This is a genomic window from Methylobacterium sp. Leaf117, assembly GCF_001422985.1.
Classification (GTDB): Bacteria; Pseudomonadota; Alphaproteobacteria; order Rhizobiales; family Beijerinckiaceae; genus Methylobacterium.
Window position 1 is genome coordinate 442,166 of record NZ_LMNL01000034.1, and the last position, 22,266, is coordinate 464,431.

26 protein-coding genes and 4 pseudogenes are annotated in these 22,266 nt (G+C 68.4%); 7 read left to right on the top strand and 23 right to left on the bottom strand.

What is annotated here, in order from left to right; genetic code table 11:
• Window positions 1-14 precede the first annotated feature (14 nt).
• Together ASF57_RS16640 and ASF57_RS16645 are read left to right on the top strand one after the other, a co-directional pair.
• Window positions 15-287, top strand: a complete 273-nt coding sequence (locus ASF57_RS16640) for a hypothetical protein (protein ID WP_056485227.1) — start codon at window positions 15-17, stop codon at window positions 285-287.
• A 15-nt stretch (window positions 288-302) separates the two neighbouring features.
• A complete protein-coding gene (locus ASF57_RS16645) occupies window positions 303-506 on the top strand; it encodes a hypothetical protein (RefSeq protein ID WP_056485228.1) in 204 nt (67 codons plus the stop codon).
• A gap of 9 nt (window positions 507-515) precedes the next feature.
• Here ASF57_RS16645 and ASF57_RS16650 read toward each other — a convergent pair whose 3' ends face one another.
• From ASF57_RS16650 to ASF57_RS16665, 5 genes are all read right to left on the bottom strand, one after another.
• Complete coding sequence (locus tag ASF57_RS16650; RefSeq protein ID WP_056485229.1) at window positions 516-1,505, bottom strand: helix-turn-helix transcriptional regulator; 990 nt, start codon at window positions 1,503-1,505, stop codon at window positions 516-518.
• Window positions 1,506-1,664: 159 nt separating this feature from the next.
• Window positions 1,665-1,862 carry a hypothetical protein gene (locus ASF57_RS25910; RefSeq protein WP_156376199.1) on the bottom strand — a complete coding sequence of 66 codons (198 nt, stop codon included), beginning with the start codon at window positions 1,860-1,862 and terminating at the stop codon, window positions 1,665-1,667.
• Window positions 1,863-2,313: 451 nt separating this feature from the next.
• The gene (locus ASF57_RS16655; RefSeq protein ID WP_056485231.1) at window positions 2,314-2,562 is read right to left on the bottom strand and encodes a hypothetical protein; all 249 of its coding nucleotides are present in this window, start codon (window positions 2,560-2,562) and stop codon (window positions 2,314-2,316) included.
• Window positions 2,563-2,886: 324 nt separating this feature from the next.
• On the bottom strand, window positions 2,887-3,123 hold the full coding sequence (locus tag ASF57_RS16660) for a DUF2171 domain-containing protein (protein ID WP_056181921.1): 237 nt from the start codon (window positions 3,121-3,123) through the stop codon (window positions 2,887-2,889).
• A 387-nt stretch (window positions 3,124-3,510) separates the two neighbouring features.
• Complete coding sequence (locus tag ASF57_RS16665) at window positions 3,511-3,693, bottom strand: hypothetical protein (RefSeq protein WP_056181925.1); 183 nt, start codon at window positions 3,691-3,693, stop codon at window positions 3,511-3,513.
• A gap of 774 nt (window positions 3,694-4,467) precedes the next feature.
• Here ASF57_RS16665 and ASF57_RS27035 point away from each other — a divergent pair.
• Window positions 4,468-6,456 (top strand): family 16 glycosylhydrolase, encoded by a 1,989-nt coding sequence (locus ASF57_RS27035; protein ID WP_244476976.1) that lies wholly within the window; start codon window positions 4,468-4,470, stop codon window positions 6,454-6,456.
• A gap of 199 nt (window positions 6,457-6,655) precedes the next feature.
• On the opposite strand, the gene ASF57_RS26260 is transcribed toward ASF57_RS27035, so the two are convergent.
• From ASF57_RS26260 to ASF57_RS16730, 13 genes and pseudogenes are all read right to left on the bottom strand, one after another.
• On the bottom strand, window positions 6,656-6,933 hold a 278-nt coding region (locus ASF57_RS26260; RefSeq protein ID WP_162241579.1), incomplete at its 5' end, for a family 16 glycosylhydrolase.
• Window position 6,934: 1 nt separating this feature from the next.
• Window positions 6,935-7,938 (bottom strand): annotated as a pseudogene (locus ASF57_RS27300) (family 16 glycosylhydrolase); the annotation flags it as partial.
• Window positions 7,939-8,037: 99 nt separating this feature from the next.
• Window positions 8,038-8,735, bottom strand: a pseudogene (locus ASF57_RS27375) (hypothetical protein); the annotation flags it as partial.
• A gap of 14 nt (window positions 8,736-8,749) precedes the next feature.
• Window positions 8,750-9,078 (bottom strand): annotated as a pseudogene (locus ASF57_RS26615) (hemolysin); the annotation flags it as partial.
• 574 nt (window positions 9,079-9,652) lie between these two features.
• A pseudogene (locus ASF57_RS26620) lies at window positions 9,653-10,000 on the bottom strand (hypothetical protein); the annotation flags it as partial.
• 413 nt (window positions 10,001-10,413) lie between these two features.
• A complete protein-coding gene (locus ASF57_RS26495; protein ID WP_200935884.1) occupies window positions 10,414-10,590 on the bottom strand; it encodes a hypothetical protein in 177 nt (58 codons plus the stop codon).
• A gap of 41 nt (window positions 10,591-10,631) precedes the next feature.
• The gene (locus ASF57_RS16700; RefSeq protein WP_056185735.1) at window positions 10,632-10,850 is read right to left on the bottom strand and encodes a hypothetical protein; all 219 of its coding nucleotides are present in this window, start codon (window positions 10,848-10,850) and stop codon (window positions 10,632-10,634) included.
• 182 nt (window positions 10,851-11,032) lie between these two features.
• Window positions 11,033-12,019 (bottom strand): acetamidase/formamidase family protein, encoded by a 987-nt coding sequence (locus tag ASF57_RS16705; protein WP_056485241.1) that lies wholly within the window; start codon window positions 12,017-12,019, stop codon window positions 11,033-11,035.
• A 22-nt stretch (window positions 12,020-12,041) separates the two neighbouring features.
• Window positions 12,042-12,761 (bottom strand): urea ABC transporter ATP-binding subunit UrtE, encoded by a 720-nt coding sequence (urtE, locus tag ASF57_RS16710; protein ID WP_056485243.1) that lies wholly within the window; start codon window positions 12,759-12,761, stop codon window positions 12,042-12,044.
• Complete coding sequence (locus tag ASF57_RS16715) at window positions 12,758-13,468, bottom strand: ATP-binding cassette domain-containing protein (protein ID WP_056485245.1); 711 nt, start codon at window positions 13,466-13,468, stop codon at window positions 12,758-12,760. The genes urtE and ASF57_RS16715 overlap by 4 nt, the downstream gene beginning before the upstream one ends.
• Window positions 13,465-14,610, bottom strand: coding sequence for an urea ABC transporter permease subunit UrtC (gene urtC, locus ASF57_RS16720; protein ID WP_056485247.1), 1,146 nt, complete (start codon window positions 14,608-14,610; stop codon window positions 13,465-13,467). Before urtC ends, ASF57_RS16715 begins: the two co-directional genes overlap by 4 nt.
• Window positions 14,607-16,232, bottom strand: a complete 1,626-nt coding sequence (gene urtB, locus ASF57_RS16725; RefSeq protein ID WP_244476977.1) for an urea ABC transporter permease subunit UrtB — start codon at window positions 16,230-16,232, stop codon at window positions 14,607-14,609. Before urtB ends, urtC begins: the two co-directional genes overlap by 4 nt.
• 4 nt (window positions 16,233-16,236) lie before the next feature.
• Window positions 16,237-17,463: a transporter substrate-binding protein gene (locus ASF57_RS16730; RefSeq protein ID WP_056485251.1), complete on the bottom strand. Its 1,227-nt coding sequence runs from the start codon at window positions 17,461-17,463 to the stop codon at window positions 16,237-16,239.
• A 249-nt stretch (window positions 17,464-17,712) separates the two neighbouring features.
• Here ASF57_RS16730 and ASF57_RS16735 point away from each other — a divergent pair, with 249 nt between their 5' ends.
• Complete coding sequence (locus ASF57_RS16735) at window positions 17,713-18,102, top strand: transposase (RefSeq protein ID WP_056486050.1); 390 nt, start codon at window positions 17,713-17,715, stop codon at window positions 18,100-18,102.
• A gap of 34 nt (window positions 18,103-18,136) precedes the next feature.
• Here ASF57_RS16735 and ASF57_RS25920 read toward each other — a convergent pair whose 3' ends face one another.
• Window positions 18,137-18,289 carry a hypothetical protein gene (locus ASF57_RS25920; RefSeq protein WP_156376201.1) on the bottom strand — a complete coding sequence of 51 codons (153 nt, stop codon included), beginning with the start codon at window positions 18,287-18,289 and terminating at the stop codon, window positions 18,137-18,139.
• A gap of 238 nt (window positions 18,290-18,527) precedes the next feature.
• Between ASF57_RS25920 and ASF57_RS16745 the strand changes: the two genes are divergently transcribed.
• Window positions 18,528-18,941 carry a hypothetical protein gene (locus ASF57_RS16745; RefSeq protein WP_056485255.1) on the top strand — a complete coding sequence of 138 codons (414 nt, stop codon included), beginning with the start codon at window positions 18,528-18,530 and terminating at the stop codon, window positions 18,939-18,941.
• 90 nt (window positions 18,942-19,031) lie between these two features.
• Here ASF57_RS16745 and ASF57_RS16750 read toward each other — a convergent pair whose 3' ends face one another.
• A complete protein-coding gene (locus tag ASF57_RS16750; protein ID WP_056485256.1) occupies window positions 19,032-19,211 on the bottom strand; it encodes a hypothetical protein in 180 nt (59 codons plus the stop codon).
• Between the two features lie 186 nt (window positions 19,212-19,397).
• Between ASF57_RS16750 and ASF57_RS16755 the strand changes: the two genes are divergently transcribed.
• Entirely contained in the window at window positions 19,398-19,580 is a 183-nt protein-coding gene (locus ASF57_RS16755) for a hypothetical protein (RefSeq protein WP_056185710.1), read from the top strand.
• Between the two features lie 8 nt (window positions 19,581-19,588).
• Window positions 19,589-19,921: a hypothetical protein gene (locus tag ASF57_RS16760; protein ID WP_244476978.1), complete on the top strand. Its 333-nt coding sequence runs from the start codon at window positions 19,589-19,591 to the stop codon at window positions 19,919-19,921.
• A 65-nt stretch (window positions 19,922-19,986) separates the two neighbouring features.
• On the opposite strand, the gene ASF57_RS16765 is transcribed toward ASF57_RS16760, so the two are convergent.
• The 3 genes from ASF57_RS16765 to ASF57_RS16775 form a co-directional block, all read right to left on the bottom strand.
• Entirely contained in the window at window positions 19,987-21,138 is a 1,152-nt protein-coding gene (locus ASF57_RS16765; protein WP_056485258.1) for a GGDEF domain-containing protein, read from the bottom strand.
• Window positions 21,139-21,369: 231 nt separating this feature from the next.
• Window positions 21,370-21,582, bottom strand: a complete 213-nt coding sequence (locus ASF57_RS16770) for a hypothetical protein (protein WP_156376202.1) — start codon at window positions 21,580-21,582, stop codon at window positions 21,370-21,372.
• 146 nt (window positions 21,583-21,728) lie between these two features.
• Window positions 21,729-22,160, bottom strand: a complete 432-nt coding sequence (locus ASF57_RS16775) for a response regulator (protein WP_056185700.1) — start codon at window positions 22,158-22,160, stop codon at window positions 21,729-21,731.
• Window positions 22,161-22,266 lie beyond the last annotated feature (106 nt).

Below are 22,266 nucleotides of genomic sequence, written 5' to 3' on the forward strand. Positions count from 1 at the left end.
GCCGTACGAAGCGCTTGGCGAGCCTGCCTGCAGAGCCGCAGACCTCGGCTGCCTATATCGCCGCGCAGGTCACCACGTTTAGCAGAGCCACCATCGAGCGCCGCGTGGTGGCGAGCGGGCAAGCGCACAAGATCGCCGGCCACGACTGGCGCCCTTCGCACCCGATCGTACGCGCGACGCTCAGGGGCATGTTCCGAACACACGGGCGGCCGCAGGTGAAGGCGGCGGCTCTCGGCCGCGAGGAGGTCGTGACGCTTCTTTCCGTTTGCACGGGCTCATTCGCCTAGCGCCGGGACAAGGCCATGTTTCTGCTGGCCCTTGCCGGCGCGCTCCGACGCTCGGAACTCGCTGCGATCCGCGTTCAGGATCTACACTTCACGCGGGAGGGGCTGCGCTTGTTCCTGTACATCGCCGAGCACAATCGGCGCGCCAAACCCTTCGTCTGGACAAAACCTGCCGCCGACATCCTCGCCGCAGCCAGCCGATCCCCTGAACCATCCGTCTGAGTCAGTGCTTTAGGCAGTCGAGCGACGGGTCTCGGAGGGCGTGCATCCGTAGAGCCTCCGGTAACGCTGGCCGAAGTCACTCATGTGGGCGAAGCCCCAGCGCTTCGCGATCACCGCTACCGGAAGGGCGGCATTGCGCGCGCTGATCAGATCCTGATGGACCCGCTTCAGGCGCTGATCGATGAGGAATTGAAATGGCGTCTGTCCCACGTCCCGGCGGAACCGGGTCTGCAGGCCGCGGACGCTGATCCCGGCGGCGGCCGCAATGTCCGCCAAGGTGAGGGGGCCGGACAGGTTCGCCTCGATATAGTCGAGCGCCATCCGGAGGCTGCGGGACGGAACGTCGACCCTGTCGCAAACCTTCGGCTCCACCCGCTTCGGCCAGGCCGAGAGCAACTGATAGCTCAGAATTTCCTGAACCAGGGGTAGGACGTAGTCACACGCCGGATCGGCCTCCTGGACCCGACGCTGGATCTGGCGCAGGGAGCAGGCGAGGGCCTTCATGCCCGGGGTCGCGATGTCGGCGACCGGCGCGAGGGACGACAGGCCGCGGCAATCACCCATCAGGGCCGCATCGGCGGCCGTCAGGGTCTCAACGGCGATCGTCCCGCTGAGGGCGCTGAAGCTGCCCGAGGCCTGAACTTCCCGCAGATCCTCGAATCCCACGAGGGTCGCTTGCGTCGGTGTTCCGATCGAATTGCCGGCGCGGTGGCGGTAGGTGACGTGGCCGCGCGTGACGAAGCGGAACGTCATCACGGCCGCGTCGTATTTCGGCTTGGTGACGAAGCCGCTGATCGTGTGGGTCGCCCACAGGCTCATGCACGCGTCGACCCGCCCGTCGATCTCGATCTCCGGCGCGATCGAGCGCATCACGTCGAAATGGACCGGGATCCCGCCGCGATCGTTGAAGGCCTGGAGTTGCCGCAGGGAGTCGATATGGGCGGCGAGCCGACGCGGCGGCTGCCTTGCGGACGGATAAGCCGATGCGCGATCCACCATCCTACCCTCCTGGCCGCTCCGCGCCCGCGCAAGAATCCGCCTCGTGGAGCCCTCGGATCGGACCTGCGGGCGCAGATCAGGACGGAAGGCGGGACGCTGAGCCCTGCAACGTCGCGGATGGCGGATCGAACGGCGCCGCGCCGACCCGTCGCCGGAAGCTCAAGGCCTGCGGGACACCGGCTCCACATCCTGAAAGGCGACCACGACGCCCCTCTTCAGTTTCTCCCACAGGCGAAGCGGAAAAAACAGAATGCAGGCCAGGGAAACGAGGACCAGGCCGCACAGCATCGCCGATCTTTGCATCGGCGGGTCGGATTCCTCGCGATCGTACCAGAGGGGATCTTCGTCGGGAATCACGATGGGTCCTCGCCAACACGCGCGCGATTGTCTGCTCATTTCAGAACATCACAGATCTGAGCATAGGTCGATGACGGGTTTAAGATATCGTTAATCCTAACCCGGCGCCTCGGGCCAAGCAGCCCGTCCGGGATTCCACGTTCACGCCGAACCGGCACACCGAAAGGTCCCTTCCGGCCCTTGGTATTCCGAACTTGGTATTCCGAACTCGGCATTCCGAACTCGGGACCGGGTGGACCGCCACGGATGGGGACGAGGCGGTCCCGGATGCGCGCGGCGCTGGGGCCGGGGATCATCGCGACAGGCTCACGGGGATACCTGCCAGAACCGGACCGATGCCGGCCCGAAAACGAAACGGGCTCACCGAGGAAGATCCCAGCAGGAATCGCTCGATGAGCCCGGTTCGAGGCGGTCAGCGGCGGACCCGCAGGGTCGACGCCGTCGGTCTTCTTCAGAAAGAGCCGGTCGTTTCCACCTCTCCCGCCGCCTGCGCGCTCCGCGGCGTCGCCGCAGGCCCGGCCGAAGCGGTCGGCTGAGGCGTGGTGGTCAGGTCGCTGACGCTGCGCACCTGCTGGGTTTCACGCACCTGCTCGCGAAACAGTGGAGGCGTCAGGTAGAGGGCTTCACCCGCCTGGGCGGCACCGCCGGCGAAGGACACCGACGCGAGAACGGTCAGGGTGAGAAGGCGAGCGACGCGCATGGGAAATCTCCTGATCGGCTGGCAAGGGGCCGCCGTTGAAGAGATTGAACCACATTTTTGTGCGCTGCGGTTTGCTGATTTTGCAACGCAGCATAATGCCCGCCCGCCGTCCGATGACCACTATATCGCAGCTTTGCAAGGGCACGGGGCCAATGATGACCGAAGAAAGACATGTCCTGAGTGCAGGCCGCCCAAAATCAGCAATGCTGCCCAAAAATTAACTTTTCGGACTTCGCAAAAATACTTTGCGGGACCAGGCGATAAGCCGTCCGTCGCTCATGCGGGTAGGGGGCCATCGGCTCCCTACCCTGGGACAGGATCGTGTTACTCGGCCGTGCCCCACTCATCCTTGGCTTCCGCGGTCGTGCGATTCAGCCGGACTTCGCCGCCCTCGACAGCGGCGATCGAGTCGATATGGATGAAGTGATGCTGGCCCTGAGCCTCGGGATCGGTGCGGGTGAGCTTGATGCGTTGCCCGTCGAGGTGATCCACGGTTCCGACATGTCCGCCATCGGAGCCGACGACGGGCATGTGCTCCTGGATCTGACTGGTGTCGGTCATGGCGGTGTTCCTCTATCCAAACGCTGGTGAGCAGCGAACGCGCGTCCGACCAAACGGGTCCGAAGCATGTTTCCGAGCTGTGGAGGAACTTTCGCGCGGTGCAGGAAGGGGTCTCCGCCCCGCCGATTTCGCGACCGCGACGGTCAGCGTGAGGCCTGCGGGCCGCCGCGCAGCGGCGCGTGATCGGGCACGGGACGGGAGATTTCGGCCGGGCAGAGGCAGATCGCAGGTGCGCGGCAAGCCGGGACGGCGCCCTGCATCGGTTCGGGGGATCGCCCAGGCGGACCGGTCCCGCCCTCGGGTCGAGCGGTCCTTCTGCGATCGCGCGTTGCATCGGCGCCGTTGCGTTCGTTGATCGAACCGCAACGGCGACCGATCCGCCGAAGGCTAGATGTTCTCGCCAGGCTCGGGACTGGCCACGAGCTGCTCGGCCTCGACGGTCGTGTACCCTTCCAGCCAGTCCGCACTCTCCTGCGATCCCGCCGGATACGGGTTGGCGGAGACGGGCTGGCCCTCGCTCCGCGCGGCACTGCCCTCCAGCCAGATCTTGTTCGACGCGACGACGGTCATGACGGTCCCTCCTGTGGACGTGAAAACGGCCTTCGGGGAGGACGGTTCACGCCAAACCGAAAGTCCCACGCTGCCGTTTGCCTGCGCGGGCCCCTGGAATTGTCGGACATCCCCTGTCGCCCCCGGCTGCGGACGTGCCGTACAACCCGGACGGAGGCCGCAGCGGCGACCTTCGCCGGGCTTCGGAGTGCCGGGGCCGGCCCCGTGGGGGCACGCATCGAGGCCCGAGGTCCGGCCGCCGAATCGGCCGCGCCGGCACCGGGCGATCGCCAACGGGCCCGGTAGGCCCCTCCTCGCCGGGTCGCCCCCTCAAATCGGCCTTCGCATGCGCCGCGCGCTGGCGGCCGGCGTCGCCGACGGCATCGCGGGCGGCCGCCGGAACCGCTCGGGCCGTGCGGGCGCCTTTGGGGGGACGCGGGAGGCCGCCGCGATGGCGCTTGCGACCCGCCCGTCCGAGCCGGCACGACCCTTCGCGTCCGACGAAGGCTCAGTCGCTGTTCGACACTCAGATTCCCGCGGGGGTGTGCCCTTTTAGGAACAGCGACCTTGATCGCACCATCAATCGTTTGTTAGCCATTTTGAGCGCGTATCCGTGACCTGGACCTGCGTATTCGTTCACCACTATTGTGAGGTTGTATGGCAAGTTGGCTCAATTCATCTGGTGTTGCACTGAGAGACAGTACATCTCCGGCGAAGTGGTTCACCACTTCCTATGGCGGTCAGACCCTCAATGGCACCAGCGGCGCCGACTCGCTTTCCGGTAAGGCCAACACCGTGTCATCGCTGGCCGGGGGGGCAGGCGACGACAGCTACGCGCTGCCCGACCTGAAGACGAAGCCCATCGAAGCGGCCGGGGGCGGCGTCGACACCGTGACCACCTGGTGGCGCGACTACGTCCTGGCCGACAACATCGAGAATCTGAACATCAACGGCATCGCCCGCGTCGAGGGCAACGGCCTCGCCAACATCATCCGCGGCGACAGCAGCGCGCAGACGATCGACGGCGGCTTGGGCAACGACGTCCTGATCGGCGGCGGCGGGCGCGACACCTTCCTGGTGACGAAGGGCGACGGCAGCGATGTGATCGTCGATTTCCAGACGAGCGGGGCCGGCGACCTGGCGCGGCTCGACGGCTACAGCCTGACGAGCTTCGCCCAGGTGAAGTCGGCCATGTCGCAGGTCGGATCGGACGTCAAGCTGGCCTTGAGCGGGAGCGAGGCGCTCATCTTCCGCAACCACAAGATTGCAGACTTCACCGCGGACGATTTCCAGCTTCCGGTATCGACCGCGGGCCGCACCCTGACCTTCGCGGACGAGTTCAACAGCCTGAGCCTGTGGAACGGCAAGTCGGGGACCTGGGAGACGACCCAGGCAGGGTCTTCGCTCAACGTCAATGGCAGCACACTGGCCGGCAACAAAGAGCTGGAATGGTACATCAACAGCAACTATACGCCGACCGCTTCGGTCAAGCCCTGGACGATCAACAACGGTGTCCTTGAAATCACTGCCGCGAAAGCTCCGGCCGCGATCAAGCCCTATATCAATAATTATAATTACACGTCCGGCATGATCCAGTCGCATCAATCGTTTTCCCAAACCTATGGGTATTTCGAGATGCGCGCCCAGCTTCCTGCCGGGCAGGGTTTGTGGCCGGCCTTCTGGCTGATGCCGCAGGATGGCACCTGGCCCCCCGAGCTCGACATCATGGAGGTGGTCGGAAGCAAGCCGACCTCGCTGGTGACCACGCTTCGGTCGATGCAGACGGGATCGCTGGTCGAAACCTCGATCGGCTCGACCGTCGCCGACATGACCAAGGGCTTCCACACCTACGGCGTCGACTGGCAGAAGGACACCATCCGCTGGTACTTCGACGGCCTGGAAGTCGCCTCGATCGCCACCCCGGCCGACATGCACAAGCCGATGTACATGGTCGCCAATCTCGCGGTCGGTGGGACCTGGCCGGGCAATCCGGACGCCACGACGACGTTTCCGTCCAAGATGCAGATCGACTACATCCACGTCTATTCCGGTGACGGCACCGCGGCCGCCCCGACAACTCCGGTCACCCCGACGCCCGCCCCCTCCTCTCCGGACAAGAGCCCGACCGGCGGCACCCTGTTCGCGCTCAATGCCGAGGATAAGCCCCTCTACGAGAGCGCTGTCGCGACCAAGGGCTTCGTCGCCAGCGGAAGCTACCAGACCCTCACGGGCACATCGGGCGCCGATGCGCTCCGAGGCAACGGCACCTCCACGCTGACGGGCGGCGCCGGCGACGACACCTACTACGTCTCGAAGGACAAGGTGGTGGAGAGCAGCGGCGGCGGCACCGACACGGTCATCGCCTATGCCAACCATACCCTGGCCGCCAATGTCGAGAACCTGTTCGCGTTCGGTGCCAACACCACGGCCACCGGCAACAGCCTCGACAACGTCATCCAGGGCGGTGCCGGGCGTCAGACCCTCGACGGCGGCGCCGGCAACGATGTGCTGAAGGGCGGCGCGGGCTCGGACATCTTCGTGTTCGGGTCGGGCCACGACCGGGTGCTCGACTTCCAGGGCGGTTCCGGCTCCGACAAGGACCTGCTCCGCATCTCCAAGGCGGATTTCAGCAGCGTCGCGGCCGTCCAATCCGCAAGCCACCTCGTCGATGCCGATCATGACGGCGCGATCGACGACGTGGTGATCACGCATGGCTCGGACACGATGGAGCTTCTGAACCTCAGCCTGTCGACCCTCGATGCCGGGCACATCCTGATCGTCTGACCCTGCTCCTCACCCTGCTCTCGCGCGAGAGCGACCTGACCGGCTCCGGCGCGTCCTGCGTCGGAGCCGTCTTGCGTTTCCAGCGTCACGGGCGCAGCGCTGCACCGATCCCACCGGCAGACGGAGACCGCCCGCCGATACCGGTCCCGGCGCGGGAACCGCGCCGGTTCGCGCATCGGGGTCGTCGAGCGCGAGGATCTCAGTGGATGGCGTCGTTGGCCCAGACCCGGACGTAATCGACGTCGAGATGCGTGGTCGGCATGGAGGCGTCGTACTTGCCCGGCCAGCTGCCGGTGTCACCCACCGCCAGATTGACGACCATGTACATCGGCTTGTGCATGTCGGCCGGGGTTGCCATCTCGGCCACCTTCGCACCGTCGATGTACCATTCCAGCGTGTCCTTCTGCCAATCGACCCCGAAGGTGTGGCAAGACGCCGGGCCTGCGCAATCTGACCTACCGCGCGCCCTTCGGCCATNGTGGTCGGCATGGAGGCGTCGTACTTGCCCGGCCAGCTGCCGGTGTCACCCACCGCCAGATTGACGACCATGTACATCGGCTTGTGCATGTCGGCCGGCGTTGCCGTCTCGGCCACCTTCGCACCGTCGATGTACCATTCCAGCGTGTCCTTCTGCCAGTTGACGCCGAAGGTGTGGAAGCCCTCCGTCAGGTCTTCCGTCTGCACCGGCATGCTCGTCAGGGTATGACCGCCGATCGAGGAATGCGCCGTGGCGTAGGCGGTGTCCTTGTCGTGGCCCAGGAACTCCAGAACGTCGAGTTCGGCCGGCCACGTCCCGTCGGCGTTCAGCAGCCAGAAGGCCGGCCACATGCCCTGGCCCGCCGGCAGCTCGGCGCGCATCTCGAAATAGCCGTAGGTCTGGGCGAACGACTTGGCCGTGGTGAGCACGCCCGAGGTGTAGGCCAGGCCCAGCGGGTTGCCGTCGTGATCCGGAGCCGCCGTGATGCTCAGGACGCCGTTCGAGACCGAGAACGGGTTCGTGCCCACCGAGCTGTCCGAGTAGTACTGCGCCTCGTGGTTCGACCCCAGGGTCCGATCCTGGCTGGTGCCGACGCCAAGTGCGCTCTTCCACACCGTGCCTTGGCCATTGGCCGAAGCACTGAGGGTGTTGAACTCGTCGGCGAAGCTCAACGTCATGCCCGGATGCGACGGGTCCGCCGGCAGGGCGAAATCGCCGGCCTTGAGGTTCGTGAGCGCCACGTTCTGTAAGGTCAGCGTCTCGCCGCCGCCGAGCGCGATGACGGTGTCCGACCCGACCTGACTGGCCGCCATCTTCAGCTCGGCGAAGCTGTGCAGGTTGACCCCCTCCATGCGGACCTTGTCCACGCCGGAGGCGAAGTCGGTGATGATGTCGCTGCCCTCGCCCTTGGCGATGACGAAGATATCGGCCCCGCCGCGGCCGGTCAGGATGTCGTTCCCGGCCTTGCCGTTGAGGGTCTGGGCGCCGCCATCGCCGGTGATCATGTTGTTGAGGCTGTTGCCGGTGCCGCTCTTGGCGTTGCTGAAGCTCAGGTTCTCGACGTTGTCCGGCAGGGTGTAGTCGCGCCAGGCAATGATGACCGNACGACCTGATCGCTCGATTGCCAGATGTGATAGGTGTCGTCGCCGGTGCCGCCGGTCAGGACCGCACCACCCTTGTCCCAGCCCCAGATGTCGTCGTGCCCGGCCGTGCCGTTGAGGGCCTGGACGGCATTGTTGGCCTTGATCGTGCTCGTCGGTGCCACGCTGGCCCGCGCCGGCTCGTTCACCACGACGGGTGGAGCGACGACCACAGGCGGGTCGACGACGGGCGGGGTGACGACGGGCGGAGCGACGACGACCGGCGGCTCCGGGGGCGCCGGCGGTACGGCCACTTCGGGAGGCTGCGGCCCGGGGGGCGCAACGACCACGGGCGGCGTTTCGGGCGCCACGGAATCCTCCAGGACGAAATCGCCTGACGTGAGGGCATTCCCGGCATGGACGGCGGTGAAGCGGCCGACGGCCGCGCCGTGCTCGCGGATCTCGTAGGTGTGCAGCGTACCCTGACGGGCGATCTCGACCACGTTGGCATCGGCGGCAAAGCCGCGGAACACCAGCGTGTCCCCGCCGGCGGCGCCGGCCCCCTGGAAGTCGGTGATCCGGTCGAGGGCCGTGCCCGTCAGGCCGGCCGTCCCGGCCAGATCCGCCTTGCTGAACACGAAGCGGTCGGCTCCGGCCCCGCCCGTCAGCAGGTCGACGCCGAGCCCACCGGTGATGATGTCGTTGCCGGCGCCGCCGTTGATGGTGTCGTTGCCCNACGAAGCGGTCGGCTCCGGCCCCGCCCGTCAGCAGGTCGACGCCGAGCCCACCGGTGATGATGTCGTTGCCGGCGCCGCCGTTGATGGTGTCGTTGCCCGACGCCCCGATGATGATGTCGTCACCGTCCTGGCCGGCGATGAGCTGCGCCCGCGTCCCGCGCGAGGAGAGGTCGATCCGGTCGGCACCTGCGGTGCCGGCGGTGTACTGGGCCGCCAGGGGTGCGATCGGGCCGCTGCTCGAACTGACCGGTGCGGTTGCGGAAACCACCGGCGCGAGCGTGCTCGACGCCGCCGGCGTGATCAGCGCTTCCGGAGAAGGCTTGACCACGGACGAACGCCGAGGGCCAGGGCGAGCCGGCGGTAATAGGTCTCTTCGCCGNCCGATGATGATGTCGTCACCGTCCTGGCCGGCGATGAGCTGCGCCCGCGTCCCGCGCGAGGAGAGGTCGATCCGGTCGGCACCCGCGGTGCCGGCGGTGTACTGGGCCGCCAGGGGTGCGATCGGGCCGCTGCTCGAACTGACCGGTGCGGTTGCGGAAACCACCGGCGCGAGCGTGCTCGACGCCGCCGGCGTGATCAGCGCTTCCGGAGAAGGCTTGACCACGGACGCCTCCGACGCCTCGAACACGAAGTCGCCTGACGTGAGCGCCTCTCCGGCATGGACAGCGGTGAAGCGGCCGACGGCGACGCCGTGCTCGCGGATTTCGTAGGTGTGCAGCGCGCCCTGCCGACTGACCTCGACCACACTGGAATCGGTGGCGAAGCCCTGGAGGACGATGGTATCGCCCCCGGCGACGCCGGCGCCCTCGAAGTCGGTGATCCGGTCGAGGGCGGCGCCCGTCAGGGTGGCCGTACCGGCGAGATCCGCCTTGCTGAACACGAAGCGGTCGGCCCCGGCTCCNGCCCTCGAAGTCGGTGATCCGGTCGAGGGCGGCGCCCGTCAGGGTGGCCGTACCGGCGAGATCCGCCTTGCTGAACACGAAGCGGTCGGCCCCGGCTCCGCCCGTCAGGGTGTCGACGCCGAGCCCGCCGGTCATGATGTCGTTTCCGGCGCCACCGTTGATTGTATCGTTGCCTGATGCACCGATGATGATGTCGTCACCATCCTGGCCGGCAATCAGTTGTGCGCGCGTCCCGCGCGACGAGAGGTCGATCCGATCCGCACCTGCGGTGCCGGAGGTGTACTGAGCCGAAAACAATGCCGTGTCCGCCATGGGTCGCTGACTTTCTTGCGATCGATGACGGATCATGAGAACGGCTAAGTTAATACAGAGCAAATACTGCCTTTGGTTCCATCGTCTGAATCGGCAGAGTATTTCTCTCGTTAAAGAAGAGTACCGCCAGGCCGACAAATTAATCGAACCCTTTCGCTCAAAGGCTTAGGGGCAAGGGTGGCCGGTGGCGGATGGCCTTCCGTCAGCGGTTCCATCCCGAGGCGAGAGGGTGAGGATCGTCCCCGAAGCGGCCTTGCTCGTCGGCGTCACGCTTCGCTGGAGATCGGGCGCATCCGGGGCGCCAACGGGGCGACCGCCCTCGCCTGCATGACGGAGTCCTCGCCTGCATGACGGAGTCCTCGCCCGCATGACGGATCGGGGGCCGGTTTCCGGCGGTTCCGTCCAGCCGGATCAGAGGCCGGCGCAATCGCTCGGCCGACCGGTGAGACTCACGTGGTCACGCTCCCTCTGCCCAGCAGGAACAGAGCTGCGCCGATGACGAGAAGGCTTTTCGACAGGAACGAGAATCCGGAAACGCCCTCGCCGTCGTCCAGGGATCGCAGATAGGCGACCTGGGCGAACATCGCCGCCCAGTACGCGGACCACAGGGCGAGGACGGACATCATCCCCATCGGCGCGGCACGCCCCCAGGATGCCGCCGGGCGATCTAGGCTTCGACCCGCCGCTCATGCCGCCAGAGCGCGACCGCATGCCGGCGCGCCTCGTAGGCCCGGCGCACGGGCGTGCCGTCGGCGCCGCGGCCCTCCTGGCTGTAGCCGAACCGGAGCACGCCGTCCGGACCGTAGAGACGCGTCATCTCGGAACGCCAGGCCTGATCGGTGCGCGCCAGAACCGCTTCGGTCTCGGCCAGTCGGTTCGTCTGCATCGGGGCTCTCTCGCGGGGCTGAATGCAGGTCTAACGCGCGCCGAGGCCATCCGGTCCCGAGCCCGTCCCTCCTCCCCATCGCATCATACGCGACCCGGCGACCGCGCATGCACAGGTGAGTCGCGTGCAAGGTTGAGTCGCGTGCAAGGTTCGCGCCCAAGGGAGCTTCCGGCCTCGACGGCTCAGCCCTTCGGCGCGGCCTGCGTCGGCGCGGGCGACGCCCCCGGCGACGCGAGAGCGCTCTTCGGCATCAGCATGTGCACGCCCTTGTTGCCGTCCACCGTCTGGGTGATGCGCAGGTTTCCGGCGAGCGAGCACAGCATGTAGGCTTGGTTGCGGGTGAGGCTCGTGCGATCGCAGACGTGCCGCACCATCTCGCGCACGGCCTGGCGCATCGCCTCGTCGAGGCTCTCGTGCAGGCCGATCGACATCAGGTCGGTGGGCGTCTCGGCGAAGGGCCAGGCATAGCCGAGGTCCTTGCGCACGGTGAGGCGGAAGGTGCCGGTCAAGCCGGTTTCGAGGGCGGTGATGCAGACCTCGCCGTCGCCCTGCACGCCGTGGCCGTCGCCCGCATAGAAGCCGGCGCCCGCATTGTAGACCGGCAGGTAGAGGGTGGTGCCGACCTTGAGTTCCTTGTTGTCCATGTTGCCGCCGAACCCGCGCGGGACCGGGGTGCCGACCCGGCCCCAGGCGGCGGGGGGCGCCGTGCCCATGATGCCGAAGAACGGATCGAGGGGCAGCTCCGTACCCCAGGGCAGCACGGCGACGCCGCGGGCCACATCGATGTCGGGGTGGATGGTCTCGTAGTCGGTGAACTCGTCCGGCAGGGTGCCGAGGAGCGGCAGGATCGCCACGAAGCCCCAATCCATGCGGAATTTCAGGTCCAGGATCTCGACCTGGAGCACGTCGCCCGGCTCCGCCCCGCGCACATGGACCGGCCCGGTGACGAAGTGGGGGCCGGGTCCCTGCGCGAGCGTGTCGAGGGCGAGGCGATAATCGGCCGGTACGCGGGCGGGATCGGGGTGCAGGGATTCCCGGCCGCCGGCCGGAAACGAGTGCAGCGTCACGGTATCGCCGGAGGCGATCTCCAGGACGGGCGGCAGGGCGGCGTCGAAGTAGCCCAGCGCCATGGTTTCGGGGGTCGCGGGAATCTCGTGGTGCTGCGACATACGGGGTCCTTGCTGTGTCGGATCAGACGGTGATGTGACGCGAGACGGCGTCGTGGTTCAGGGTTTCGCGGCTGCCATGCTCGACCACGCTTCCGCGCGCGAGCACCACGAAGGCATCGGCGAGGCGGATCGCGAAATCGAGGTACTGCTCCACCAGCACCACGGTGATCCGGCCCTTGAGACCCGCGATCACGCCCTCGATGGCCGAGACGATGGAGGGCTGGATGCCCTCGGTCGGCTCGTCGAGGAGCAGGACGCGCGGCCGCGTCGCCAGCGCGCGCGCGATGGCGAGCTGCTGCTGCTGGCCGCCGGAGAGGTTTCCACCCGGTCGATGCCAGAGGTCGCGCAGGGCGGGGAACAGGGCGATCGCCTCGTCGACGGCGTCGCCGCGCTCCAGCCCGTGCGCGCGCGCGGCGACGCGCAGATTCTCCGCCACGGTGAGGTCGGCGAAGATCTCGCGGCCCTGGGGCACGATGGCGAGGCCCGCGCGGGCGCGCCGGTCGGAGGGCAGGCGCGTGATGTCGGCGCCGTCGAGACGGATCGTCCCGCCACTCGCCGGGATCAGCCCGGTCAGGCAGCGCAGCAGCGTGGTCTTGCCGGCGCCGTTACGGCCGAGCACGGCGAGGCAGGCTCCGGGCGCGACGGCGAGGTCGACGGTCCGCAACACCTGGGCGCTGCCGTAATGCTGGTCGAGCCCCGAGACCGCGAGGCCGGCCGGGCGGGGGGGACAGGGCGTGCTCATCGGCCGAGGAACACCTCGATCACGCGGGCATCGGCCCGGGCGGCGGCCATGCCGCCCTCGAACAGGGTGCGGCCCTCGTGCAGCACCGTCACCCGGTCGGCGACCGCCTCGACGAAGGCCATGTCGTGCTCGATCACCAGGATGGCGCGATCGGGCCGGCGCAGGGTGGCGATGAGTTCGGCGGTCCGGGCCGTCTCGGCATCCGACAGGCCCGCCACCGGCTCGTCGAGGAGGATCACGCGCGGCTCGGAGGCCAGCACCATGCCGATCTCCAGCCACTGCTTCTCCCCATGCGCCAGGGCACCGGCCAGCGCACCGGCCCGGGCCTCCAGGCCGGTCTCCGCGAGCGCCGCAGCGATGCGGTCCGCCTGCGCGCCCGGCGGGCATCCGGGGCCGCAGCCGAGGCTCAGGTTCTCGCGCACCGTCAGGGCCGGGAAGACGCTCGGCTTCTGGAACTTGCGCCGCACGCCGGCCCGGGCGATCGCGGCCTCCCCGTGCTGGGTGAGATCGAGACCGTCGCCGAGGACGATGCGCCCGGATCGCGGCCGGGTGATCCCCGTGATGGCATCGAGCAGCGTGGTCTTGCCCGCGCCGTTGGGGCCGATCACCGCCCGGACCTCGCCGGCATCGACGGCGAGCGACAGGCCGTCGAGGGCGCGAAAGGCCCCGAACACCACGGAGAGGCTGTCGACCACAAGGGCGCTCATCGAAGTCCGCCTCCGCGTCGAAGCCATGTGGGCTTGAGCGATGTGGGCTTGAGCGATGCGGGCCGGAGCCGGAGCGCGGCGAGGTCGAGCAGCCCGTTGGGCAGGCCCAGCACCACCGCGAGGACGAGGCCCGAGAGGATGAAGGGCCAGGCCTCCGGCATCGCCGCGCTGAGCCAGAACTTCAGGGCGTTCACCGCCACGGCGCCGATCACCGCGCCGCCGAGCCGGCCCATGCCGCCGATGGCGACCCAGACCGCGATCTCAATGGACAGGTCGGGGCTCAGCACCCGCGGATTGATGATGCCGACCTGGGGCACGTAGAGGAGGCCGGCCAGCGCCGCGATGACGGCCGAGAGGCACCAGATGCCGAGCTTCAGGCGGGTGGTGCTGTAGCCGAGGGTGCGCAGCCGCGCCTCGTCGTCCCGGCAGGCGAGCATGCGGCGGCCGATCGGACTCGCCACGAGAACCTTGGCACCGACGAGCACGCCCGCCAGGGTCAGAAGGGCCGCCACCGCGAGGCCCGTGACCACGCCGGGGCTGCCCATCGGCCAGCCGAACAGGACGGAGAAACCCGTCATGCCGTTGTTGCCGCCGAGCCCGGTATCGTTGCGGAACATCAGCAGCATGGCGACGTAGACCAGCGCCTGGCTGATGATCGAGAAGTAGACGCCGTTCACCCGCGAGCGGAACGAGGCAAGGCCGAACACGAAGGCGACGGCCGCCGCCAGACCCAGCGCCAGGACCAGGGCGTAGGGCGCGCTGGTCAGGCCGGTCCAGTAGGCCGGCAGGCTCTTCCAGCCCATGAACTGCATGAGGTCCGGCGCCGTGCCGGTGACCGCGTAGGCATGGGCCAGCAGGTGCATGGCGCAGACGTATCCGCCGATGGCGAAGAACAGCCCGTGCCCGAGGCTGAGGATGCCGAGATAGCCCCAGACGAGGTCGAGGGAGACGGCCAGGATGGCGAAGGCCGCGAGCTGCCCGACCATGTTGACCAGGTAGGGGGCGGGCTGGAGCAGCACGAGGCCGAGGGCCGCCGCCAGCACGAGGACGACGAGGCTCGCCAGCAGCGGGTCGCTCCCCAGAGCGGGGCCGATCCGCCGGACGGCCGGGACACGCGGCGACAGGTCCACGGCGCCGCTCATCGCCGGCGCCTGACGGCGAACAGGCCCTCGGGCCGGCGCTGCAGGAACAGGATGATGCCGGCGAGCACGATCACCTTGGCGGCGACCGCCCCGTAGAGCGGCTCGATCAGCACGTTGGCGCTGCCGATGCCGAGTGCCGCCACCAGGGTGCCCGCGACGGTGCCGACGCCGCCGAGCACCACCACCATGAAGCTGTCGACGATGAAGTTCGCGCCCATGCCGGGATTCACGCTGTAGATCGGGCAGAGGGCGACGCCCGCGAGGCCGGCCAGCCCCGAGCCGAAGCCGAAGGCGAGCCGGTCGACCCGCCGGGTGCGGATGCCGAGGCAGGCGGCCATGTCGCGGTTCTGCGTCACCGCGCGGATGTCGAGCCCGAGCGGCGTCCGCTTCAGGATCACGAGGGTCAGCGCCAGGGTGGCGACCGCGAAGGCGATGGCGAAGAGGCGGTTCCAGGTCACCACGAAGTCGGCATAGAGCGGCACGCCGCCGCTGACGTAGGACGGCATGGCGAATTGCAGGTTCTGCGATCCGACCGCGACCCGTACCCCGTTGATGAGGAACAGGCTCACGGCCCAGGTGGCGAGCAGGCTCATCAGCGGGCGCCGGTAGAGGTGGCGCAGGATCAGCGCCTCGATGGCGATGCCGACCCCCGCCGAGGCCAGGAACGCCACCGGAATCGCGGCCAGCAGGTACGCGTCGAGCCAGGCCGGGGCGAGACGCCGGAGGACCTCCTGCACGCCGTAGGTGGCGTAGGCGCCGATCATGATGAACTCGCCCTGGGCGAGGTTGATGACGCCCATCAGCCCGAAGATGATGGCGAGGCCGGCGGCCGCCATGAACAGGATGCTGGCGAAGCTCAGGCCGTTGTAGAGCACGGCGAGACCGTTGCCGATGGACACGGCCCGCTCGACCCGGGCGAGGGCGGCGTCGAGGGCGCTGCGGAAGGCGGGATCGCTGCCGTAGGCCGCGTCGGTCTTGAGGGCGGAGAGCCGCGAGAACGCCGCGCCCGAGGGCGCCTCCGAGACGGCCCGGATCGCCGCGAGGCGGCGCGCCGGGTCCGGCGACGACAGGGCGGCGGATTGCGCGACGGCCGCGAGGCTGGCCCTGAGGCCGGGATCGGTCTCGGCGGAGGCCGCGCGCAGGAGGAACGCTTCCGGCACGGCGCCGATGCGGCGCTCCAGGATGGACAGGCCGGCCCGGCGCGCCTCGACGCTCGGCCCGGTCAGCAGGGCCGCCGCCCCGGAGGCGGTCTCCACGAGGGCGCGCTGGCGCAGGCCGAGCACCGGGGAGCGCCCGCCCGCGGCCGGACGCGCCGTCCCGGTGGCGGCCTCGACGCCTTCGGCGGCGCCGGTACGGTCGAGCAGCAGGGCGGTCTCGCCGAGGCAGGCGAGGCGCCGGTCGAGGAGCGCGCGCAAGGCCGCGCCGGCCCAGGCGATCTCGGCGGCCTCCGCCTCCGCGGCGCGGTGCAGGAAGGCCTCGACGGCCTTCGTCTGCGCTGCGCCGTCCCCGCACAGGGCGGCGGCGAAGGGGCCGCGCTCGAGCGGCGCATCCGCCGCGAGGGCCGGCGGCATCATCAGGCTCGCGCCCCACGCCAGGAGAGCAACGAGACCGAGCCGTCTCACCCCCTCAACCATACGGGCTGAACGGCACGGGCTTGGGGGCGTCGGGCGATTGCCAGAGGATGTCGAAGCCCTGCTTCTCGTTGACCGAGCCGATGAAGACCCCGCGGGCGACGTAGTTGTTCTCGGCCCCCATGGTCAGAGTGTAGCCGGACGGATCGGCGAAGCTGAGGCCCGGGAAGGCCTTGCGCACCTCCGGCACGTCGAAGCTGCCGGCCTTGGCGGCGGCGAGCGCCCAGAGCTGGACGCTGTCATAGGCCGAGACCATGGGGTCGATGACGGTGTCGGCGCTGAAGGGCACGGACTTGGCCTTCACATAGGCCGCCCATTCGGACAGGAACCGGGTGTTGGCCTCGGCCTTGGCGGCCTGGAGATAGGCCCAGCAATTGAGGTGGCCGACCAGCGGCGCGGTATCGAGGCCCTCGAGGTCGGCCTCCACCATGTCGAGGCCGAGGATCGGCACGTCGGTGGCGCGGATGCCCTGGTTGGCGAATTCGCGCAGGAAATCGGGAATCGACGAGCCGACCACGGTGAGCACCACGATGGGCTGCCCACCGGGTTGCGCGGCGAAGCTGCGGATCTGGTTGACCAGGGTCTGGAAGTTGGAGAAGCCCAGCGGCACGTATTCCTCGCGCCACGCAGTTTCGGGCACGCCCTTGGATGTCCAGTAGGCCTTGAGCTGCTTGTTGATGGTGCGCGGCCAGACGTAGTCCGAGCCGATCATGAAGAAGCGCTTGGCGCCGACCCCCTCGGCCCCCATCAGGTAATCGACCGCCGGCAGCACCGAGCTTGCCGGGGGCGAGTTCACGTAGACGATGTTCTTCGAGTTCTCGTCGCCCTCGAAATGCAGCGGGTAGAACAGCAGCCCGTCGTTCTGCTCCACCACCGGCAGGACGGATTTGCGCGAGACGGAGGTCCAGCAGCCGAACAGGGCCGCGACCTTTTCCTGCTGCAGCATCTGCCGGCCGATCTGCGCGTAGAGGGGCCAGTCGGAGGCCGGGTCCGAGGTCACGACCTCGATGCGCCGGCCGTTGACGCCGCCCTTGGCGTTGAGGCCCTCGGCCGCCATCCGCACCACGTGGTTCAGGCGGCCCTCGATGTTGGCCATGGTGCCCGAGGACGAGAACAGGCAACCGAGCTTGACCGTGTCGGCGGCCCAGGCCGGCCGGATGAGGGCCGGGGCGGCCAGGGCCGCCGCCGTTCCCAGAAGGCTGCGTCTCGTGAATTCGACCATCGCTCTCGCCTCGTTCCGTGACGCCGCGATTGTCCGAGCTGAGGGCGTGAGGAGGAAGGCCAAATAGGCTGCACGGCGCCCGTGCCTTGCGTAAAACCCAGGCGTTCCGCTCAAGGTGAGTGCGCCCGGGTGCGACAAACGTCAAAAGTTGCACAATCGGCCGGACGGCACACCTTTGCGCGTCGAATGACCGACGGTTCGTTTCTTGCTGGAGGCCGTCCCGGATACCGACTCGATTGGCTCCTGCGCATGCGTCGATCCCGACATACCGATCAAGAGATCGCCTTCCTGTTGCGGGAGGCGGAGAACGGAACGGCCATCCCGGCGATCTGCGCCGCCGCGCATGTCTCGGTCGGGACCTTCTACCGCTGGCGCCGACGCTTCGGGGGTCTGCCGCCGGCCGGCGTCCTGCACCTCGGAGAGGTCGAGCGCGAGAATGCACGGCTGCGCAGCGAGGTGACGGCTCTGCGGCGCGCGCTGCTCGCCTCGGTTCCGGGAGAGCGCGCCGGGAGAACGCAGCCGCCGTCGACCGGGCTGGCTGCATCGGCCGGGCGGCCCGCATCGGTCATGACACCGCCCCGCTTCAGAGGCAGTCACGCCTCGGTCGGGCGCTATGCCGGTCTCAGGACCGCGCGCTGACGATGAACGGACGAGGCGCCGCGATGGGCAGGCCTCAGCGGCCCCCATCGATCCACACGTCGATTCCCGTGCCGGTGATGCGGACCGGATAGGTCCGAAGCTCCCGGACGTGCCATCCGGGCGAGACGGCACCGCCCGGGAGGGTGACCCACGCCGGGTGCCGGGGGCCGAACAGGCGTCCGGCCACGCACCGGCCGAGAGCCTGATCCGCCTGACGACGAAGATCACGGCCGCGCCGGCGCAGCGCCGGGCGCCGGACGGGTTGCTGGCGTGGTTTCCTCCCGTGGGCTCCGTGTCGGTGGCGGCCATCTCAGAATCGAAGCGGCAGCGGAGACACGGCGGAACCCGGACCGATGGCGTCGCCGTGGCTCAGGCGTTCGGTTTGTTAAGTCCAGCCGCGTAAGTCCGGGAGCCCGAAAATTCGGGTGTACAAGATCAACGTCATCGGGGGCATCGCTATCATGAAGAGATTTGCATCGAGGATCTGCACATCGGCCGTATTCGGCCTCGCGCTGTGCGCGAGTCTGCCTGCTCTGGCAGGCGGCGCCGGCAATTACAGCGTCAAGGGCAGCAACGGAGAGCCGGACACCGAATATTCCGGTACGCTGGTCATCGTCCAGACCAGCAAGGACACCTTCAAGCTGAGCTGGAACATTGCCGGCGACAAGTACACCGGCTACGCCGTGGGGGACGCCCGGATCATGGCGGCGAGCTTCACCAGCGACGGCACCAGTGGAACGGCACTTCTCGTCGAGGACGACGCGGGTGGCTACAAGAGCATCTGGGCCTTCAACGGCGAGAAGCGCATGGGCTACGAGATGATCAAGCCCAAACCGTAGCCCGATCGAGCCGTAACCTGATCGAGCTTTGGCCTTCTCACGCCCGCCCGGTTCCGGCCGCGGCGGGTTCGGTCGGTCGACGCCGTGGCCTCAGCGATCCTCGATCAGGTCTTCGACCGACTGGATCTTCGTCTCCAGTTCGACGATCCGCTGGAGGACGGCCTGACAGGGAGGCCGTTCGTCGGCCTCGGCGTCCAGCAGCAGAACGTCCTGCTCCGCCCTCAGGCGTGCGACGACCACTTCCAGCTCTGACGTGACACGATCCGGCATGATCGGAGAAATCCTGCCCGCTGCCGTCTGTTCCGGATTTTTCCGGCACGCGGGCGTCGCAGCGTTGATGAATCCTTTCCGCAACACCGATTGCAGACGTCACCACGAAACCCAGACTTGACCACGAAACGCAGACTTCCGCGCTCGCCGCCCTATCTTCCCTGGGAGCAGGAATGAGGAGCGCCCATGCCGACACCGCCGAGCCACGTCGTCGACCGCATCGAGACCAAGGCGGCCAAGCTTGCCGAGCGCGACCGCGTCGCCGAGGCGGCCTGGTCCGAATTGCGGGAATCGCTCCAAGCGCGCGACGAGAAGACGGAGCGGCTCAAGGCTCAGCGGCTGGCCAAGCAGCTCGAACGGCAGGCATGATCCCGACGATGGCGGACGATGTCCAGACGCCCCAGGGGCGAGAGCGCGAGGTTCGAGAGCGCGAGGTTCAGAAGCTCGAACTTCTGACCGGCCTGTACGAGGTCGCCATCGGCCGGCTGTTCGAAACGGTCCCGGGCGGCGACGAGGCCAAGCGCCGGTTCGCCGCGGATGTCCGCCAGCTCCTGGAGGTCACGCGGGAACGCCAGCCCGATGGCCCGGCCGTCCAGACCTACGAAGCCCTGCTGCGCCGTCTCGATGCCGCCCCGCCGGATGCGGCCGGCGGCCTCGGCGTGGTGCCGACCCCCGAGCAGGGCCTGCCGCCATCCGGGTCCGGCGCGTAGGCGAACCGGCGGGCGCATCCGTTCGGTAGTTTCACGCCGACGCCATACCTCGAAGCGGCCCTCCTTCAGGCGGCCCGCGTCAGTGGTGCGATGGCACAGCGGGATTCACCCTGGGCCTTGCCCTGGGCCTTGGCCTCGTAGAGGGCCTTGTCCGCCACGGAGAGCAGTCGCGGCAGGTCGGTGCCGTGTTCGGGCGCCAGGGCGATGCCGATGCTGACGCCGATCCGTGCCGTCCGGCCGCCCTCCAGGGCATAGGGCTCCGAGATCCGGGCCGCGATCGCCTCGCTGAAACCGATCAGCGCCGAGGGGGCGAGGCCGTCGGCCAGGACGACGAACTCGTCGCCGCCGAGCCGGGCGGCGACGTCGCCCGGCCCCGTGCCCGCCCGCAGGCGATCGGCGACGGATTGCAGCAGAGCGTCGCCGACCCCATGCCCGTAGGTATCGTTGACAGTCTTGAAGCCGTCGAGGTCGAGGTAGAGCAGCGCCTTCGGGGCATCGCCGCGCGCCTCGATCGCCTCCGCCAGTCCGGCCCGGTTGGGCAGGCCGGTCAGGATGTCGTGATGGGCCCGGAAGGCGTTCTCGCGCTCGGCCCGCATGGTCGCCACCAGCAGCTTGTTCAGGCGAAAGCCCGCCGCGCTCATGCTGGCGAGGTAGAACGGAATTTGCAGGAAGGTGATGAGCAGGATCGGCTCGCCGGTGAACGGCGCGGCGAGGCAGCAGCAGCCCAGCGTCAGCACGATCATCGCGCCGGCGAGGCGCGGCGCCCCGAAATTGCGGAACGAGATGCCGCCCACCATGGCGGCCGCCGAGAGGCAGGCCAGGGTCGCCACCACCCAGTCGCCGCTGATCAGGCTGATCAGGGTGCCGTAGCCGACGCTGGCCGCCCAGGCGAGCCCGAGCACCAGGTAGAGATCCGTCGGTGTCCGGCGCCGCGCGGTCGCGGCGCGGTGGGCGATCACCAGCACGACGAGGCGCGTGAGGCAGATGGTGTATTCGAGGGCGCACCAGATCAGGAATTCCGGCCGGGGCAGCCGGAGCGCCACCAGGGTCGAGACCGCGATCGTGTTGAGAACGCCGCCGGCGAAGATCGGAAACGTGCCGAACAGGCTGCGGATCAGGGCCGCGCGGATCTCGAGAGGAACGTCCGGACCCGCATCCGTCAGCCAGCGCGTGAGGCGCCAGGACGGGAGGCTGAACGACCGGGCATCGGTGTGCATCGAAGGACCTGGCATTCGCGAACGGCGATCGGCGTCGGAGAGGGTTCCGCAGTGCCCCCCGCCGCCGGTCCCCGCAGGCTTGATGGCCCGGTTCGGTTAAGATTCACGCCACACTCTCCTTCACAGGCGCGCCCTACCGCGGCGACCCGGATCGACCCTCCAGCCGCGCCGCGCTCCACCAGCAGATCCGCCGGCAAGGTGGCCGGGAACGCGTCGTCGGAGGAGAGGCGCTCAGGTCGTGTACGGCGCGTGCCAGAGGCCCGTCATCGTCACGGTCGCGGTGTAGGCGAGATGGCCGGATTCATCGCGCACGGAGGCCTGGAACGTCTGCTGATCGTTCTTCGGCAAGGCGTCTTTCACGATCTCCGCCAGAGCCTTCAGGATCTCGTCGCGGCCCGCAGCCGCATCCGGAAGGTCGAAGGCGTCGCCTTCGACCACACGCAAGTGATTACAATCAAAGTCGAAATAGAATCGCGGCATCAAACATCGGCTCTGGAATAGGGATAAACTTCAACAATCATACGATAAGATCGACCATCTGTCGCGGATATTACGGGTCGTTTGAATTATGTCTGCTGCAACACATAGGACTATCGGTCGAGCTTCGCCTGCTCCTTCAGCGGCCCGGGCTTCCTGTCCTCCGGCAGAATGCGCTGCAGGTGCGCGTGGACGATCCCGGCGCTGAAGGGCTTCTCGATGAAGCAGGCCGTCTCCGGCAGGTCGCCCGGGCCGGGTGTCTCGTGGCCGGAGGCGACCACGATGCTGATATGCGGGTAGTCCGCAGCGGTGACGCGGGCCAGGGCGAAGCCGTCATGCGCGCCCTGAAGGCCGACGGCGGTGAACAGCAGGGTCACGGCGGCGCCGTGCTGGCGCAGGATCACCACGGCCGCGTCGCCGGTGGCCATGTCCAGCACCCGGAAGCCCGCATCCTCCAGGATGTCCACGGCGTCCATCCGCACGAGGGCGTTGCTCTCGACCACCAGGGCGAACGACGGAGGGGACGAGGATCGGGTGCTTGCCATCTGGGCGATACGCCCGAGGTCGCGAAAAGCTCCGCGCGGCCGCTCGATCGCGCGTGATTTCGGCCCCAAAAATCTTGACTGCACGAAATCTTGATCGCTTAAGATG

Bases quoted from the DNA above. Each gene is read 5' to 3' on its own strand.
- ASF57_RS16765 (WP_056485258.1), bottom strand. From the start codon at position 21,138: ATGCACACCGATGCCCGGTCGTTCAGCCTCCCGTCCTGGCGCCTCACG.
- ASF57_RS16665 (WP_056181925.1), bottom strand. From the start codon at position 3,693: ATGACCGTCGTCGCGTCGAACAAGATCTGGCTGGAGGGCAGTGCCGCG.
- ASF57_RS16775 (WP_056185700.1), bottom strand. From the start codon at position 22,160: ATGGCAAGCACCCGATCCTCGTCCCCTCCGTCGTTCGCCCTGGTGGTC.
- ASF57_RS16750 (WP_056485256.1), bottom strand. From the start codon at position 19,211: ATGCCGGATCGTGTCACGTCAGAGCTGGAAGTGGTCGTCGCACGCCTG.
- ASF57_RS16715 (WP_056485245.1), bottom strand. From the start codon at position 13,468: ATGAGCGCCCTTGTGGTCGACAGCCTCTCCGTGGTGTTCGGGGCCTTT.
- ASF57_RS16655 (WP_056485231.1), bottom strand. From the start codon at position 2,562: ATGCGCGTCGCTCGCCTTCTCACCCTGACCGTTCTCGCGTCGGTGTCC.
- ASF57_RS16705 (WP_056485241.1), bottom strand. From the start codon at position 12,019: ATGTCGCAGCACCACGAGATTCCCGCGACCCCCGAAACCATGGCGCTG.
- urtC (WP_056485247.1), bottom strand. From the start codon at position 14,610: ATGAGCGGCGCCGTGGACCTGTCGCCGCGTGTCCCGGCCGTCCGGCGG.
- ASF57_RS26495 (WP_200935884.1), bottom strand. From the start codon at position 10,590: ATGATGTCCGTCCTCGCCCTGTGGTCCGCGTACTGGGCGGCGATGTTC.
- ASF57_RS16700 (WP_056185735.1), bottom strand. From the start codon at position 10,850: ATGCAGACGAACCGACTGGCCGAGACCGAAGCGGTTCTGGCGCGCACC.
- urtE (WP_056485243.1), bottom strand. From the start codon at position 12,761: ATGAGCACGCCCTGTCCCCCCCGCCCGGCCGGCCTCGCGGTCTCGGGG.
- ASF57_RS16735 (WP_056486050.1), top strand. From the start codon at position 17,713: ATGCGTCGATCCCGACATACCGATCAAGAGATCGCCTTCCTGTTGCGG.
- ASF57_RS16730 (WP_056485251.1), bottom strand. From the start codon at position 17,463: ATGGTCGAATTCACGAGACGCAGCCTTCTGGGAACGGCGGCGGCCCTG.
- ASF57_RS16650 (WP_056485229.1), bottom strand. From the start codon at position 1,505: ATGGTGGATCGCGCATCGGCTTATCCGTCCGCAAGGCAGCCGCCGCGT.
- ASF57_RS16760 (WP_244476978.1), top strand. From the start codon at position 19,589: ATGGCGGACGATGTCCAGACGCCCCAGGGGCGAGAGCGCGAGGTTCGA.
- ASF57_RS16645 (WP_056485228.1), top strand. From the start codon at position 303: ATGTTTCTGCTGGCCCTTGCCGGCGCGCTCCGACGCTCGGAACTCGCT.
- ASF57_RS16755 (WP_056185710.1), top strand. From the start codon at position 19,398: ATGCCGACACCGCCGAGCCACGTCGTCGACCGCATCGAGACCAAGGCG.
- ASF57_RS16660 (WP_056181921.1), bottom strand. From the start codon at position 3,123: ATGACCGACACCAGTCAGATCCAGGAGCACATGCCCGTCGTCGGCTCC.